This window comes from Hymenobacter properus, from assembly GCF_015694735.1.
GTDB lineage: Bacteria > Bacteroidota > Bacteroidia > Cytophagales > Hymenobacteraceae > Hymenobacter > Hymenobacter properus.
This window is the reverse complement of the sequence record NZ_JADQDP010000003.1, coordinates 937,292-953,319: the sequence shown is the minus strand read 5'-3', so window position 1 is coordinate 953,319 and position 16,028 is coordinate 937,292. Positions and strand designations below refer to the sequence as shown.

Below are 16,028 nucleotides of genomic sequence, written 5' to 3'. Positions count from 1 at the left end.
CGCTCAATTTTTCAAAAAGAAGGGCGTTTCTTTGCTAAAACAAGGATTTTTTGGCCTCCCCCGACGGGTTGTCGACGTCAGAGCTGTGCTTATGAAGGCCTTTTGGGCGCTGGTGCTGGTTATGTTTCCGTATTGGCTGCGCGCGCAGCCGGAAACGACCGTGCCCACCGCCACCTACACCGATGCTGAGGGCCGCTTCACGCTGACTTACCCGCAGACTTGGCAACTCCGGTTCAGCGCCGGAATTGCCGACGCAGCCTTCTACGCGCCGGCCACCGGGCAGCCCGTGCCGGCCGTGGTGACGGTGACGGCCCGCGCCCTGCCCGATGCCATAAAGGACCGGCCGCTCACCGGTCCCAGCACCCAAGACACGCTGTGGCAGAGCATCCGCCGCCTGCCCCAGGCCCAGGTCATTCGGCTGGACCAGAAAAACTACGGGCGCTACGAAGAAGTGCGCTACGATTACAGCTACGCCCCTGGTCCGGGCCAGGCCGGCCGCCTGCACGTGGCGGGCCGCCGCCTGTGGCGTGTGGGCTACGAGTTTGTGGTAGAATACCGGGCGGCCACCAATCAGGATGCTCGCACCCTACCCGAAGGCCAACAGCTGCTTGACTCATTTGCCTTTACCGATAAGTCCATCACCAGCCGCCGCTACGCCGACCAGGTGTGCGACGGCAAGATGTACGGCATTGCGGCCATGAGCCACCGCACCGGCCAGTGGGAAGACGACTGCCGCACGATACACGAGTTTTCGACCGACGACCTGTCGGACGGCGCCGTGGTGCACCGGAATGCGTTGCCCTTTCAGTCCTACGCCCTGGCCAAGGGCTTCGACAATTGCCTGTATTCGGTGACGAAAGCGCCCACCAACCAGCCCGAGCCCGTGTACCGTTACGACCCCGCCACCCGGCGCGGGGCCTACACCACTTGGCAGCTGCCGGCCCAGGGCATCAACAACATCTGGATTTCGGCGGCGACGGACGAGCGTGGCGACCTGTACTTCCTCACCTCCGACGCCGATAAATTGGTGAAAGTGAGCCCTGGCGACGGCGGCACCGTGACAATGGTCTGGAGCAAAGACCCCACACGCCAGGCCACCTACTACCCCGACATTGCCTTCGACGGCGCCGGCACCCATGGCAACTTCTGTCTCGACGATGCCAACACCGTGTACATGGTGTATAGCACCGACGGCTCGCTGGTGCGCGTGGATGTGAAAACCCAGCGCGTGGCCCCCGAGCTCTTGCCCATCACCGGCCTGCCCAAGCGCGGCGGCTACAGCGACGTGCTGTTTCAGAACGACGAAGCGGGCCGGCGGCGCCTGTTTCTGGCCGGCCCGCACGGCCTTTACAAAGTGAATCTGGCCCAGCGCAAGGCCAGCTACGTGCGCCGGGGCACTTATACGGATTTGGCTGGCTGCAACCTGTTTCGGGTGACGTACCGGTCGGCCCTGCCGCTGCCCGCGGCCACCGTGCCGTGGCGCGGGCGCGTGCTAAACGCCGCCACTTACCAGCCGCTGACGGCCGCCGAGCTGCGCATTGGCCGCGAAACGGCTTCGGCCGTGGTGCCACTTTCTACCGACGGCAGTTTCTCCTATGGTGCGGCCGTGCCTGGCAAACCCTATTTCTACCGGGCGCAGCTGGCCGGGTTCATTGAGGCCGACAGCAGCTGGACGGTGGGCGCCGGCCCCACGGTGCACGACATTTTGCTGCGGCCCCTGGCTGTGGGCACCACCCTGCCGCTGGCCAACGTGCAGTTTGAGCAGGGCCAGGCCGTGCTGCTGCCCGGCTCGGCCCGCGCCCTCAACCAGCTGGTGGAGCTGATGACTGAAAACCCGCGCCTCACCATTGAGGTGCGCGGCCACACCGACAACGTGGGCGAGCCTGCCAAAAACGTAGCCCTCAGCGAAGCGCGGGTAGCGGCCGTGAAAGCCTACCTCGTGGCCCACGGCGTGGTCGAAACGCGCATCACCGGCATCGGCTTTGGCGGGGCCAAACCGGCGGCCAGCAACGCTCAGGAAATCACGCGCAAGCTCAACCGGCGGGTAGAGTTTCGGGTGACGGGGATATAGGGTTTGTTTGTTGCTAGTTGTTAGTTGTCTGTTGTCAGTAACAATTCTGGGTCGCTTGGCTTCTGAATCCTGACAACGGACAACCTGCAACAAACAACCAAAACCATGCTTCTCACCCTCCGAACCACCGTGCCCAAGTCCCCGGCTCAGGTAATGGCCGGCTTTACGCGCGCACTGTTTGAGGCGCTGGCGCCGCCGTTTCCCACCATGCGCGTGCTGCGGTTCGACGGCTGCCGCACCGGTGATGAGGTGGAGATTGAACTGAACACGGTGGTGAAGAAGCTACGTTGGACCTCGCTGATTGTGGACGACGGTGTGCTGCCTGACGGCACGCATTTCTTCATCGACGAAGGCCAGATTGTGCCGCCGCCGTTACGCTACTGGCGCCACCGCCACCTGTTACAGCCGGGGCCCGGCGGCTCTTGCATCATCGTGGATGCGCTGGAGTACCGCACCGCCTCGCCCTGGCTCGACCGGCTGCTGTACCCGGCCATGTGGGCGCAGTTTGCCTGGCGTCGGCCTATTTACCGGAGGTGGTTTCGATGAGTAGCAAGACTTAAGTAACAAGCAATAAGATGCTATACGTCAGCCTCATTCCATGCCATACGCTGTCTTGCTACTTATTACTCACGTCTTACTACTTTAATTACAAATCCAGCACCATGCGCACGTCGCCAGGCTGCTCGGGCATGAGCGAGGCGGCGCGGAAGCCGAGCTTGTCGTAGAGCTTCAGGGCCGGGAGCAGGGTTGAAATGGTGAGTACCTCGACGCGGCGTGCGCCCAGTTGGCGGGCTTTGCCCAGCATGGCTTGTCCCAGCGCCCAGCCGATGCCGCGGCGCTGCGCTGCGGGTGCCACGGCCAGCCGGGCCAGCTCATACACATTGTCGTGTTCCTTTACCAAGGCGCAGGTGCCCACGATTTCGTCGTCGCACACGGCCATCAGGATGTGGCCGCCGCGCTCCACAATGTATTGCTGCGGGTTGTCAACCGGCTGGCGGTCGGCGCCTTCAATGTAGAAGTAGCGGGTAATCCATTCGTAGTCCAGTTCGGCATTGAGGGCTTCGAAGGCGGCCCGGTGCGCGGGCTCAAAATCAATAATGGAAACGCCGGTGGGCATTGGGTGGGATTGGGGAAATAGCGGACAGCGGATAAGTAGCTGCAAAGTTCGCACACAGCGGGCCGTACCTTTGCAGTATTATGCTGAATCCCGCCACTATCGTCCTCAAAAACGGAAAAGACCACAGCCTGCGCCGCCGCCACCCTTGGGTGTTTTCGGGCGCCATTGCCCGCGTGCACGGCGACCCACGCGAGGGCGACCCCGTGCGCGTGGAAACCCCCAGCGGCGAACTACTGGGCGTAGGCCACTTCTCGGGCGGCGGCTCCATTGCCGTGCGCATGCTCGATTTTGGCACTAATGCTACCCTGCCCACGGCAGCCTATTGGGAAGAAAAGCTGGGCAACGCCTATCGCCTGCGTCAGCGCCTGGGCCTGACCGGCACGGCCGACACCAACGTGTTCCGCCTCGTGCACGCCGAGGGCGACGGCCTGCCCGGCCTTATCATCGACGTGTACGGCGACGTGGCCGTGGTGCAGGCCCACAGCATCGGCATGTACCGCGCCCGGCCCGACATTGCGGCGGCCCTGCGCGTGGTGTTTGGCGACCGGCTGCGCGCCATTTACGACAAGAGCGCTGAAACCATTCCCGGCAATGCCGCGCCCGACGCCAAGAACGGCTACCTCTTCGGCGAGAGCAACGGCACCGAGCACGTGGTGCAGGAAAACGGCCACCGCTTCGCCGTGGACTGGGAAACCGGCCAGAAAACCGGCTTCTTCATCGACCAGCGCGACAACCGCGACCTGCTGGCCCGCTACTCGCCCGGCCGGCGCGTGCTGAACACTTTCTGCTACACCGGCGGCTTCTCGGTGTATGCCCTGGAGGCTGGTGCCGAACTGGTGCACTCCGTGGACAGCAGCAAGAAAGCCATTGCCCTCACCGAGCGCAACGCCGAGCTTTCGCACCACGCCGACCGCCACGCCGCCTACGCCGATGACGTGCTCGGCTTTCTGAAAAACCACTCGGCCGAGTACGACCTGCTGGTGCTCGACCCGCCCGCCTTTGCCAAGCACATGGGCGCCCGCCACGCCGCCCTCATGGGCTACAAGCGCCTGAACGCGGCCGGCATTGCGCACCTGGCCCCGGGCGGGCTGCTGTTCACGTTCAGCTGTTCGCAGGTGGTAAGCCCCGAATTGTTCGAGGGCGCGGTGCTGGCAGCGGCCATCGAAGCGGGGCGGCCGGCGCGCATCCTGCACCGCCTCACCCAGCCAGCCGACCATCCGGTAAGTTTGTTCCACCCGGAAGGCGCCTACCTAAAAGGGCTTGTGCTGGCGGTGGAGTAAGGAGTATTAAACAAAAAACGCCTGTCATCCTGAGCGCAGCGAAGGGCCTTCTCACGCTAGAAAATTCTGACGTGAGAAGGCCCTTCGCTGCGCTCAGGATGACAGGCGGGCAGTTTATTCAATAGGTTTTCCCGCTACTTATTCCCCGCCGCGCCCGGCGCGGGCATTTGCAGCAAAAACTGGCTGCCACCGGCGCCGGAGGTATAGGTGGGCACATTGCTGCCGCCTTTTTCCCAGGCTTCAATCCAGCGCATTTGCACCAGTAATGGCGTGAGCGACTGTTGCTGCTTTTCGTTGGCGTAGGCCTGGGCATCGGCGGCGATGCGGATGGCTTTGGCGCGGCCCTCGGCCTCGGCAATATTGATACGGGCCTGGGCTTCGGCCTGGCGGATGCGGTTTTCGGTTTGCAGGCCGGTCTGCACGGCGGTGTTTTTGGCGTCGATGGCGGCTTTGAGGCTGGCGGGCGGTTCCAGCTTGGTGGTAATTTGCTGCACGATAAAGCCCAGCGCCTGTAGCTGGCCCACGAGGTTGGCCTTCACCTGGGCCTCGTAGGTGCCGCGGTTGCTGATGAGGCTGTCGGCGGTGTAGCGGTTGGTGGCCACGCGGTAGGCCTCGTACACGTCGGTTTTGAGGAAGCCGTCTTCGATGGCGGGCAGCGGCCGGCGGTACTGCCGGAAAATGTCGTCTACCTTGTCGGACTGGATGTAGTAGTTGAGGCTGGGTGCTACGCCAAAGCTGGAGCCGTCCTTGCTTTGCACCTCAAATTCCTCGTACTCTTTGTGCTGGGTGTAAATGGGAAACTCGTGCACTGCCGTGCTCAGCGGGCTGTAGAACACCCAGCCCGTGGTGTAGGTGATGTCGTCGACGCCGCGGCTCGCCCCGGCCAAATTGACCTTGATACCCACGTTGCCCGCGTCTATGCGCTCCACTTTAATCAGGCTGCAGCCGCCCACGAGAACCAGCAGGAAAAGTCCCAGGAACAGCAACGGTTTCAGCCAGTTTCGCCCGGGAGTAAATTGATAATCGGCCATTTAGGTTATTGCAGGTAAAAGGTGTAAGTAAGGTAAATTCAGTAGCGCCAGAGCGCGCGGCTGGCTTGGCGCAGCGAAAGAACGACACCGGCGGCTAATAGCAGCAAGCCTAGCAGGCCGCAACCCAGCAACCAGTCAGAAGGCCGGCTTAGCCAGTCCAGGCAGCGAGTGCCGGCCCAGGGCAGCAGGCCGAAATAAAACAGCAGCCAGAACACAGGCCGCAGCGAGAAGGCAGTTTTGGCGGGCATGGCGCGGAGAGTTGAAATGAAAAGTCGTTTCATTGACTTGTATCGCGCGTTCTTGCCGGGCATTACAAGGCTCGTCCTTGCTTTGCGCAGTGCGCTATTTTGCACGGCTTCAAAACATCTGCCCACCAGTTGCGCGTTATGCCCGCAGTGTTTCGCAAAAACAAACCTTCTGCGCCCAAGCAGCCCGTGGCCGTCATTGGCGCGGGCATTGCCGGCATTGCGGCGGCGGCGCGGCTGGCGGTGGCCGGGCACCCGGTCACGGTGTTTGAAGCCGGGCCCACGTTTGGGGGCAAGATGCACCAATTCACGCTGCCGGGTGGTTACCGCTTCGATGCGGGTCCGTCGCTCTTCACCCTGCCGCAGCTGGTGGACGACATTTTCCGGCTGGCGGGCCGCAACCCGGCCGAGTACTTCCGCTACGAGCGGCTTGACCCCATCACCCATTACTTTTTTGCCGACGGCACCCGCCTTCACGCCTGGGCCGATGCTGCGCAATTTGCCGCCGAGGTACAGGCCAAGTTGGGCACTCCGGCCACAGAAGTCACCCGGTTTCTGCAGCGCGCGGGCCGGGCCTACGACGCCACGGCGGGCACCTTCCTGCACAAATCACTGCACAAAGCCGGCACCTACCTCAGCCCCGAAACGCTGAAAGCCGTGGCCGCCCTGCCGCAGTTGGGCCTGCTGGGCACCATGCACCAGCGCCACGAGCAGGCGTTTGGCCAGGACCCGCGCCTCGTGCAGCTCTTCGACCGCTACGCCACCTATAACGGCTCCGACCCCTACCAGGCGCCCGCCACGCTGAGCATGATTCCGCACCTGGAGCACGGCATTGGGGCTTTTTACCCGGAGGGCGGCATCTATGCCATTGCCGAAAGCCTGGTGCGGCTGGCGGAGGAGTTTGGGGTGAAGTTTCGCTACAACGAGGCGGTGGAGGAAATCATTGTGGCCGAAAAGCGCGTGACTGGCCTGCGCACGGCGCACGACGTGTACGACTTTGGCCGGGTGGTGAGCAACATGGACGTGGTGCCCACCTACCGGCGCCTGCTGCCCGGCCAGCCCGCGCCGGAACGCACCCTTAGCCAGCCCCGCTCCTCCTCGGCCCTGATTTTTTACTGGGGCATCAGCCGCGCGTTTCCCGAGCTGGACGTGCACAACATCTTCTTCTCGACCGATTACAAGGCAGAATTCGACGCCATTTTCCAGCAGAAAACGGTGGCCGACGACGTGACGGTGTACGTGAACATCACCTCCAAAAAAACGCCCACCGACGCCCCACCCGGCCACGAAAACTGGTTTGTGATGGTGAACGTGCCCCACGACCAGGGTCAGGACTGGGCCGCCCTCACCCAAAAAACCCGCGCCGCCGTGCTCCGTAAGCTGAACCAGGCGCTGGGAACCGACGTGGCGCCACTCATCGCCGCCGAAAAAGTGTGGACGCCGCCGGGCATTGCCGCCGATACGTCGTCGTTCGGGGGCGCGCTTTACGGCAGCTCCTCCAATAACGCGCTGGCGGCTTTCCTGCGCCACCCCAATTTTTCGGGGCGGCTGGAGGGGCTGTACTTTTGCGGCGGCTCGGTGCATCCCGGCGGCGGCATTCCGCTCTGCCTGCTGTCGGCCAAAATCGTTTCGACTTTAATTAATGAGGGATAAAGGAAAGGAAACAAGGAATAAGGAACGGGCCCCGATTCCGTCGTCCCTCCGTTACCGGCCAGCTTATCCCTTATTCCGTTTACCCTTGTATGCCTGATTCCAACGAGCCGCTTGCGGCCGCTCAAACCCGCCGGCTCCGCATTGCGCAGGGGCTGGTGTTGCTGTTCCACGTCACGGGCTTCATTGGGCTGGCCTTTTCGAAAGACCCCAGCTTTTACCTGCAGTTCACGCCGCTCACCCTACTGCTTTCGGCCCTGCTGCTCCTGGGCTTCCAGCGGAAGCGCAACGCCAGCTTCTGGAGTTTTTGCATCACGGTGCTGTTGCTGGGCTTTGCGGTCGAGTTTATTGGGGTGAACAGCAACGGGCGGCTGTTTGGGCACTACACCTACGGCGATACGCTGGGCTTTAAGCTGTTTGAGAAGGCCTCGCTGGGCGGCATGCCGCTCAACGGCGTGCCACCCCTCATCGGCCTCAACTGGCTGGTGATGACGTATGTGTGCGGCATGCTGGCCGGCTACCTGCCCCTGCCCGAGCTGCCGCGCATCCTGCTGGCCGCCGGGCTCATGGTGGGCTTCGATGCTTGCCTGGAGCCGGTGGCCGGCACCTACGACTTCTGGCATTGGACGGCCAACGTGATTCCGCTGCAAAACTTCCGCGACTGGTTTATCGTTGCTTGCATCCTGCAGATGTTTTTCAACCGCGCCCAGTTCCCCAAGTACAACGCCTTGGCTCCTACGGTGTACCTCACGCAGCTGTTGTTCTTTTTCTTGCTCGGCGCTTTTCAATAAGCCAAGGAATAGACGCGGCAGGAGGCAGATTTCAGCGTCTAATGGGAATTAATGCGCGGGCTTCTGCGGTTTTCGGGCCTTAATTCGCGTTCCTTTCCGCTTACCCATGTCCGATTTTACGCTTACCGCCGCCTCGCTCGAAGCGGCCATGCCCATCTTCCACCGCTACGGCCTGCACACCGCTTCCGATGAAGTGCTGGCCACGGCATTGCACACCAGCGAGGCCGGCCTCACGGCGCAGTTCCCCAGTCGCGAGCTACTGGTGCACCATACCATTCTGGCCGACATGGAGCGGCAGAAGCGCGAGCACAAGGAACTGTATGTGCAGTACACCACGGCCGTGGAGCGCCTCTACGGCCTGCTGCAGCTGGGCCTGCGCGACCTGGCCTCGGTGCCCGGCCAGTTTTACGTGGACCTGCAAACCGGCTTTCCGCAAACCTGGGACGCGGTGATGGACCACCTCAACAGTTACTCGGCGCCTCAGCTGCAGCAGCTTCTTAACGACGGCATTCGTAGCAGGCTCTTCCGGTCAGACATTAACATTCAGCTGGTTACCAAAATTCTGATTGAGCAGCTGAACCTGTTGCTCAACCCGCAGGTGTTCCCGCCCGACCGCTACAACATGCGCGAGGTGTTCCGCAGCATCTTCCTGTACTACATTCGCGGCATCTGCACCGACGAAGGCGCGCGGATTGCGGCCGAGCATTTTGCCCGGCTGTAGGCGTCCCGGCCCCGGTCGGGCCTAATCGACTGTACACATGCGTTTATCCTCATGGGGCGGCTGGCTGGTGCCGGCCGCGGCGGGCCTGCTGCTGGCGAGCTGTCAGGGCAAAAAATCGACGGACTCAGAAACGGACTCCCGCACCGTTATCCGCAACGAAACGGTATCGACGGACACGGCCAGCGTGCCCGCCCCGAACGACGGCATCACGCCGGCACTGTTGGCCCGGCACATCAAGGTGCTGGCTTCGGATGAGTTTCAGGGGCGCCGGCCGTTCACCGTGGGTGAGGAGAAAACGACCAACTACCTAGCGGCGGAATTCAAGAAACTGGGGCTAAAGCCGGGCGCTAACGGCAGCTATTTCCAGGCAGTGCCGCTGGTGGAGATTGTGGGCACGCCCGACCCGGTGGCGACGGTGACGGGCAACGGCAAGAACCTGACGCTTAAGTATCGCGACGACTTCATGTTCCTGACGGAGCACGAGCAGCCCACGGTGGCCATCAAGAATTCGCCGCTGGTGTTTGCCGGCTACGGCGTGACGGCGCCCGAATACGGCTGGGACGACTACGCCGGCCTCGACGTGAAGGGCAAAACCGTGGTGGTGCTCATCAACGACCCCGGCAACGCGGGCAACGACACCACCATGTTCAAGGGCAAGGCCATGACCTACTACGGCCGCTGGGGCTACAAGTACGAGGAAGCCGCCCGCCACGGCGCCACCGGCCTGCTCATCATCCACGACACGGCCCCCGCGTCTTACCCCTGGACGGTGGTGCAGAGCAGCAATGGCGGTGCCAAGCTGCGCCCCCAAACCGCCGACCACGGCGCCAGCAAAGTGTCGCTGGAAGGCTGGATAACGCTGGACGCGGCCAAGCGCCTGTTCACGGCCGCCGGTCAGAACTATGACCAAGCCTATGCCGCCGCCAATAAAAAAGGCTTCAAGGGCACAGCGCTGGGCCTGAACCTGACCACCACCATCCACAACAAAATCACGCGTAAGGCCTCGAAAAACGTGGTGGCCGTGCTGCCGGGCGCCACCCGGCCCCAAGAGTACATCATCTACTCGGCGCATTGGGACCACCTCGGCATCGGCAAGGCCATCAACGGCGACTCCATCCACAACGGCGCGCTGGACAACGCCAGCGGCTGCGCGGCCCTGCTGGCCATTGCCAACGGCTTCGTGCAAGCCAAGGAAAAACCCGGCCGTAGCATTGTTTTCCTGGCCGTGACGGGCGAGGAACAGGGCCTGCTGGGCTCCGATTACTACGCCCAGCACCCGTTGTTCCCGGTGAAGAATACCGTGGCCGACATCAACATGGACGAGCTGCTGGCCTTCGGACCGATGCGCGACGTGACCATCACGGGCTACGGCCAGTCGGAGCTAGACGACTATGCCCGCGCGGCCGCCAAAGAGCAGAATCGGTACATCATCCCCTACCAGCACCCCGAAACCGGCAGCTTCTACCGTTCCGACCATTTCAGCTTTGCCAAGGTGGGCATCCCGGCCCTCTACGCCAGTGGGCAATACGACAGCCGCCTGCACGGCAAGGCCTACGCCGAACAGCAGCGCAAGGACTTCGAGGAGAAAAACTACCACCAGCCCTCCGACGAGTACGACCCTAGCTGGGACCTTCGCGGCGCCGCCCAGGACGCCCGTCTCCTTTTCCGAGTAGGCCAGAAGCTGGCCGGCGAAACCACTTTCCCCAAGTGGAAAGAAGGCTCGGAGTTCAAGGCCACGCGGGAGAAGAGCATGGCCAGCAAGTAATCCCCTGGTTCTGTCATCTTGAGCGCAGCGAAGGACCTTTTCACGTTTAAAACACTGAGTTCTGACGTGAAAAGGTCCTTCGCTGCGTTCAGCATGACGGGCTTGCTAGTTCAGCTCTACCAGTGGCGTCTTCGCATCCAAGTGCCCCTGTTGCTCCAACAGCTTAGCCGCGGCGGTGAGCTGGGCGGGGCCGTGGGCGTTGACGAGGATGAGCGGGCCGCTGGGGCCAGTAGTGCTCAGCAGGAAACCCTGCTCGGGGCGCAAGCGCTGGCGGCGCAGGGCCGGCAGGTTGTCGCGCAGGTAGCGCAGGGTGGCTTTGTGCTCGCGGGTGACGAGAATGACGGGCAGCACCTCGCCGCTCTGGGCCCGGCTCAGGGCTTTGGCCGAATTCAGAATGGGTGTTGTGGAATAGGTGAATGTGCTCCGGAACCGGTCGCGGAAGGGCTGTACGGTGGCCTGAAAGTCGTCGGCATTGGTCCAGTATAGCACGTTGCGAAACAGGTTTACATAGCTTGTAGCAGCCTGCGGAAATGTTTGGTCGAAGAGGCCAACTGCTTGGTTAACGAAGGCGCTGTCGATGGTCTGGCCGCGCTCCACGTAGCCTGTCATCAGCGGGTAGAGGGCTTTGGCGTAGCGGTTGATGTAGTCGTCAAAATACCACTCGCCGCTTTCGGGGCGGCCCTTTTGCTGGGCGTAAATCCATTCGCCGGCCACCGTGGCCAGGGCTTCTTCCATCACGTTGTAGGCGTAGCGGCCGTTAGGCGAGGGGTGGTGCAGGTACCAGCCTTCGAGCTGCTGCTGCAATCCCAGCCGCTGCTGCGTGGAGAGGGTGTGGCTCATTTCGTGAAACACCACGGCCGTGCCGTCCACAAACGTGCGCGACCTGGGATGGCAGTCCAGTAGCACCAGGTTGCCGGTGGCGGTGGCGTGGTTGGTAAAGGTCAAATCGCCCATGCCCGGCTTGGCGTCGAGCTGCGGGGTGAGCAGCACGCGGTAGGGCAGGTCGTCGGGCCAAACGCTGCCGTAGAAAATGCGCAGCTGCCCGAACTTATCCATGAGTTGGCTTTTGGCCAAAAACTCGGCGTAGGCGGGGCGCAGGCGACCCAGCTCCGCGGCGTAGGGTTGCCAGGCCAGGGTGTCGAAGGCCGGCGTGAAATAGCGGTACACGCTGTCGAGGCTCACCAGCACCTCGTTGGGCAGCAGGCCGGCGGTGCGGCGCTGCAGGTCGGGCAGGTCCTGGGCGTCGGCGCTGGCGGCCAGGTAGCTGGGCACAATGGAGCCCACGCTGCCCAGACGCCCGGCGGGGTAGCCGTCGCGGTCGAAGCCCGGGTCGCGGTCGAGGCTTTGGTAGCGCCGCAGCCAGCGACGGGCGGCGGGAGTATTGAAGCGACTGGTTTCGAACACTTTCCTACTTCCCCGGTAGCTGTTGCTGCCGCCAGCCAATGTTTCCACAAAGCGCACCAGCGCGTGCGTGCGGCTCACCTCGACGCTGACGGCTGGACCGGAGTTGGCGGCTGTAGACTGTTGGGCGCAAAGAGAAAAACTTTCCAGCAGAAGAACGAGAGACAAGAGCAGCTTCATGCTGCTAAAAATAGCGCTGAATTCGCCTGTCATCCGGAGCGCCGCAAAGGACCTTCTCACAACTGCGCGCGATGGAAGCTGCTGGCGCGCGTCTCTGACGCGCGCCAGCTCATCGTTACACTGTCATTACACCAGCAGCCACCCAAGCAACACTGCCCGCGCCGTCCAGGCCAGCGTGCGCAGCCAGTTGGTGCGCGTGAGGCCGTCGATGGCGATGTAGTCGAACCCTTTTTCTAACCGGTTGTGGAAGGGTACTGAAATGAAGAAGGTGGCCGCCCAAACCAAGGCCACCAGCCCCAGGCTCCACCAGCCGACCCCGCCGGGCAAGGCGGCGCGGCCGGCCCAGGCCAGCCAGATGGCCAGGACCAGCTCCAGCACCATGGGTGCCATCACCACGTGGCCTATGCGCCGGGTGTGGGCATGGTGAAAGGCCACCCAAGCGTCCTTCGGCACCAGCCCGAAGCTGGGGTAGTGCACCACCTGCACCATCCAGATGAGGCCGGTGAGGCAGGCGGCGACGGCGAAATTGAGCAGCAGAAGTAGGTGAAGCGACATGAGCGGAAAAATAATTTCGAGAAAAATAGAGCCGTTTTTACGGGCAAGCGCGCCACGCAAACGTTCCCGTGGAAAGGCGCCGAAACGGCCAACATTTCCGTGCCTATACGCTTGTGCGTAGGTTCGCACCGCACTTTTTGCCCCGATTATGGCTGTAAGCACCGAAACCCTGACCCAACTGTTCCCGCCTGATGCGGCGGCCATTCCCGACGCCTGGCGCCGCCCCGAGCCCCTGCACCAGCGCCAGTACCTGCTCGACGGCGAGCTGCGCGAGTGGGCCGGCCCCACGCAGGAAGTGGTATCGCCCTTGTTCGAGCGCCAGCCCGACGGCTCCCTGAAGCCCCGCGTCATCGGCTCCTACCCGCTGCTCGATGAGGCCGAAGCCCTCAAGGCCCTCGATGCCGCTGTGCGCGCCTACGACCACGGCCGCGGCGAGTGGCCCACCATGAGCGTAGCCGACCGCATTGCGGCGGTGGAGAAATTCACCCGCCTCATCGTGGCCCGCAAAACCGAAATCGTGCAGCTGCTGCTGTGGGAAATCGGCAAGTCGGCCGCCGACTCCGAGAAGGAGTTCGACCGCACCGTGGATTACATCCGCAACACCATCGACGCCCTCAAGGACATGGACCGCGACTCTTCGCGCTTCACCATTGAGGAAGGCATTATCGGCCAGATTCGGCGCTCGCCGCTGGGCGTAGTGCTGTGCATGGGCCCCTTCAACTACCCGCTGAACGAAACGTTCTGCATGCTCATCCCGGCCCTTATCATGGGCAACACGGTGCTCTTCAAGCCCCCGAAGCACGGCGCCCTGCTGCACTACCCGCTGCTGCAGGCTTTCACCGAAGCCTTCCCGAAAGGAGTGGTGAACACCGTGTACGGCCGCGGCAACACCGTGGTGCCGGCCCTCATGGCTTCGGGCAAGATTGACGCGCTAGGCCTCATCGGCAGCAGCCGCGTGGCCGACTCGCTCAAGAAAATGCACCCCAAGAGCAACCGCCTGCGCGCCATCCTGGGCCTCGACGCCAAGAACGCCGCCATCGTGATGCCCGACGCCGACCTCGACGTGGCCGTGAAAGAAGCCGTGCTGGGTGCCCTCAGCTTCAACGGCCAGCGCTGCACGGCCCTGAAAATCTTCTTCGTGCACGAGACCATTGCCGAGGATTTTGTGCAGCGCCTCGCCACCGAAATCAACAAGCTCAAGCCCGGCATGCCCTGGGATGCCGGCGTGAACATTACGCCCCTGCCCGAGCCGCAGAAGCCCGACTACCTGGCCGAGTGCATTGCCGACGCCCAGGCCAAGGGCGCCCGCGTGGTGAACGAAGGCGGTGGCACGGCGGCCGGGCCGCTGGTGTTTCCGGCGCTGCTGTTTCCGGTACAGGAAGGCATGAAGGTGTGGCGCGAGGAGCAGTTCGGGCCCATCGTGCCCGTGGCTTCGTTCGCCCATGTCGACCAGGCCATTCAGTACATTATTGACTCCGACCACGGCCAGCAGGTGAGTATTTTCGGCTCCGAATCGAAGGAAGTGGCCGACCTCATCGACCAGCTGGTGAACCAGGTGAGCCGCGTCAACATCAACGCCCAGTGCCAGCGCGGCCCCGATACCTTCCCCTTCACCGGCCGCAAAGACTCGGCCGAGGGCACCCTCTCGGTGTACGACGCCCTGCGCTCGTTCAGCATCCGCACCGTGGTGGCAACCAAGATGACGGACGCCAACAAGCACCTACTGAACGAAATTGTGGACGGGCAGGAAAGCAGTTTTCTGAGCACGCGCTTTATTCTGTAAGCAACGGGCTACTTAAGCAAAAAGCGGGGGCTGTGCAGGAATCGTTTCTGCGCAGCCTCCGCTTTTTTTATGGCTGTGAGCTAAAGGCGGCGGTAATCGTCGGCGTTGCTTCAATACCAACAAGCAACGCCGAACCGTTGTGCTGCATCTGCCGCTCATTATCTTGTGCAATAGCTTTTTCAACCGCCAATCCCATGCGCCGCCTCCTACCCTTCCTTGCCAGCTTTCTGCTACTTAGTTTGACGCTGCGTGCCCAGCAGGCCCCGTCCACCGCCGCGTTTGATGCCTACTGCACGGTCTTCTTTAAGGAAATCCAGGGTTTGTCGGCGGCCAAGGATTACCGCCAGATTCTGAGTCGCTATCCGGAGTGGGAAATGAAGTACAACGCCCTAGGACCATCTGACAAGCAGCTCTTTCGAAGCGCTCTGGCCAGTGTGGATTACAACCGCGCCTGCTACTACGCCCTGCTGAAGGACAAGCCCAACGCGTTGCTCAGCTTCCGGCACGCGGTGGCGCACGGCTACCAGAACTACAGCCACGCCAAGGTAGACAGCGACCTGGACCTGATTCGGAACGACAAAGATTTTCAGCAGCAAATGGCCCTCATTCGGGAGCACGGCGATTTCATCTACGTGCTGCAGCAGGCCCGGAGCTACGCCTCCAACGAGGGCCGGCCGCTGCCCACTTTCACTTACCAAAGCGCCGAGGAGCCGCACCTAGTGGCGCTGCGCAAAACTCACAAGCTCGATTCCATTGCCGGCCAGGGCAACGAAGTGTCGCGCTTTATCAACTTGCTGCACTGGGTGCACGAGCAGGTGCCGCACGACGGCAACCACGAAAACCCGGCCGTGCGCAACGCCCAGGATTTGCTGCGCGTGTGCCGCGCCGAAAAGCGCGGCCTGAACTGCCGCGGCCTGGCCACCATCCTCAACGAGGCCTATTTGGCCATGGGCTACAAAGCGCGGTTTGTGGGCTGTATGCCCAAAGACAGCACCGACTACGACAGCCACGTCATCAACGCCGTGTACTCGACAACCCAGCAGAAATGGCTGTGGATGGACCCCACCAACGACGCCTACGTGATGAACGAACAGGGCCAGCTCCTGAGCATCGAGGAGGTGCGCGCCCGGCTCATCGACGGCCGCCCCCTGCTGGTGAACCCCACCGCCAACTGGAACCACAAAGTATCGAAAACGAAAGAGGATTACCTCTACCAGTATATGGCCAAAAACCTCTACAAGCTGCAATGCCCCGTGAGCAGCCAGTACGACCTAGAAACCCGCACCGGCAGCAAAAACCTGCAGTACGTCACGTTACTGCCAGCGGCCGTGGGCACCACCAAGCCGGCCGTCCGCCACACGCAGGACGGCCCCACGAGCTTCACGCTTTACAACACCAGCAACGCGGCGGCCTTCTGGCAAAAGCCCTGACCAATCCG

14 protein-coding genes are annotated in these 16,028 nt (G+C 62.5%); 9 read left to right on the top strand and 5 right to left on the bottom strand.

Annotated elements, in window-relative coordinates; all coding sequences use genetic code 11:
• Nucleotides 1-91: 91 nt before the first annotated feature.
• Together I2I01_RS15915 and I2I01_RS15910 are read left to right on the top strand one after the other, a co-directional pair.
• Nucleotides 92-2,071, top strand: coding sequence for an OmpA family protein (locus I2I01_RS15915; protein WP_196287451.1), 1,980 nt, complete (start codon nucleotides 92-94; stop codon nucleotides 2,069-2,071).
• Nucleotides 2,072-2,176: 105 nt separating this feature from the next.
• Nucleotides 2,177-2,617, top strand: coding sequence for an SRPBCC family protein (locus I2I01_RS15910; protein ID WP_196287450.1), 441 nt, complete (start codon nucleotides 2,177-2,179; stop codon nucleotides 2,615-2,617).
• Between the two features lie 100 nt (nucleotides 2,618-2,717).
• On the opposite strand, the gene I2I01_RS15905 is transcribed toward I2I01_RS15910, so the two are convergent.
• Nucleotides 2,718-3,188 carry a GNAT family N-acetyltransferase gene (locus I2I01_RS15905; RefSeq protein ID WP_196287449.1) on the bottom strand — a complete coding sequence of 157 codons (471 nt, stop codon included), beginning with the start codon at nucleotides 3,186-3,188 and terminating at the stop codon, nucleotides 2,718-2,720.
• An 83-nt stretch (nucleotides 3,189-3,271) separates the two neighbouring features.
• On the opposite strand from I2I01_RS15905, the gene I2I01_RS15900 reads away from it, so the two are divergent.
• The gene (locus I2I01_RS15900; protein ID WP_394369282.1) at nucleotides 3,272-4,468 is read left to right on the top strand and encodes a class I SAM-dependent rRNA methyltransferase; all 1,197 of its coding nucleotides are present in this window, start codon (nucleotides 3,272-3,274) and stop codon (nucleotides 4,466-4,468) included.
• A 134-nt stretch (nucleotides 4,469-4,602) separates the two neighbouring features.
• Here I2I01_RS15900 and I2I01_RS15895 read toward each other — a convergent pair whose 3' ends face one another.
• Nucleotides 4,603-5,499 (bottom strand): prohibitin family protein, encoded by an 897-nt coding sequence (locus I2I01_RS15895; protein ID WP_196287447.1) that lies wholly within the window; start codon nucleotides 5,497-5,499, stop codon nucleotides 4,603-4,605.
• Between the two features lie 38 nt (nucleotides 5,500-5,537).
• Nucleotides 5,538-5,747 (bottom strand): hypothetical protein, encoded by a 210-nt coding sequence (locus I2I01_RS15890; protein WP_196287446.1) that lies wholly within the window; start codon nucleotides 5,745-5,747, stop codon nucleotides 5,538-5,540.
• Nucleotides 5,748-5,885: 138 nt separating this feature from the next.
• Between I2I01_RS15890 and crtD the strand changes: the two genes are divergently transcribed.
• The 4 genes from crtD (at nucleotide 5,886) to I2I01_RS15870 (ending at nucleotide 10,671) form a co-directional block, all read left to right on the top strand.
• Entirely contained in the window at nucleotides 5,886-7,397 is a 1,512-nt protein-coding gene (gene crtD / locus I2I01_RS15885) for a 1-hydroxycarotenoid 3,4-desaturase CrtD (RefSeq protein ID WP_196287445.1), read from the top strand.
• 89 nt (nucleotides 7,398-7,486) lie between these two features.
• A complete protein-coding gene (locus I2I01_RS15880) occupies nucleotides 7,487-8,185 on the top strand; it encodes a carotenoid biosynthesis protein (RefSeq protein WP_196287444.1) in 699 nt (232 codons plus the stop codon).
• 106 nt (nucleotides 8,186-8,291) lie between these two features.
• On the top strand, nucleotides 8,292-8,906 hold the full coding sequence (locus tag I2I01_RS15875) for a TetR/AcrR family transcriptional regulator (RefSeq protein ID WP_196287443.1): 615 nt from the start codon (nucleotides 8,292-8,294) through the stop codon (nucleotides 8,904-8,906).
• Between the two features lie 37 nt (nucleotides 8,907-8,943).
• Nucleotides 8,944-10,671, top strand: a complete 1,728-nt coding sequence (locus tag I2I01_RS15870; protein ID WP_196287442.1) for a M28 family metallopeptidase — start codon at nucleotides 8,944-8,946, stop codon at nucleotides 10,669-10,671.
• Nucleotides 10,672-10,776: 105 nt separating this feature from the next.
• Here the strand turns inward: I2I01_RS15870 and I2I01_RS15865 are convergent, their stop codons facing one another.
• Entirely contained in the window at nucleotides 10,777-12,240 is a 1,464-nt protein-coding gene (locus tag I2I01_RS15865; RefSeq protein WP_196287441.1) for a hypothetical protein, read from the bottom strand.
• A gap of 138 nt (nucleotides 12,241-12,378) precedes the next feature.
• The gene (locus I2I01_RS15860; RefSeq protein WP_196287440.1) at nucleotides 12,379-12,807 is read right to left on the bottom strand and encodes a hypothetical protein; all 429 of its coding nucleotides are present in this window, start codon (nucleotides 12,805-12,807) and stop codon (nucleotides 12,379-12,381) included.
• Between the two features lie 148 nt (nucleotides 12,808-12,955).
• On the opposite strand from I2I01_RS15860, the gene I2I01_RS15855 reads away from it, so the two are divergent.
• Nucleotides 12,956-14,590 carry an NADP-dependent glyceraldehyde-3-phosphate dehydrogenase gene (locus I2I01_RS15855; RefSeq protein ID WP_196287439.1) on the top strand — a complete coding sequence of 545 codons (1,635 nt, stop codon included), beginning with the start codon at nucleotides 12,956-12,958 and terminating at the stop codon, nucleotides 14,588-14,590.
• A 194-nt stretch (nucleotides 14,591-14,784) separates the two neighbouring features.
• On the top strand, nucleotides 14,785-16,020 hold the full coding sequence (locus I2I01_RS15850; protein WP_196287438.1) for a transglutaminase domain-containing protein: 1,236 nt from the start codon (nucleotides 14,785-14,787) through the stop codon (nucleotides 16,018-16,020).
• Nucleotides 16,021-16,028: the final 8 nt, after the last annotated feature.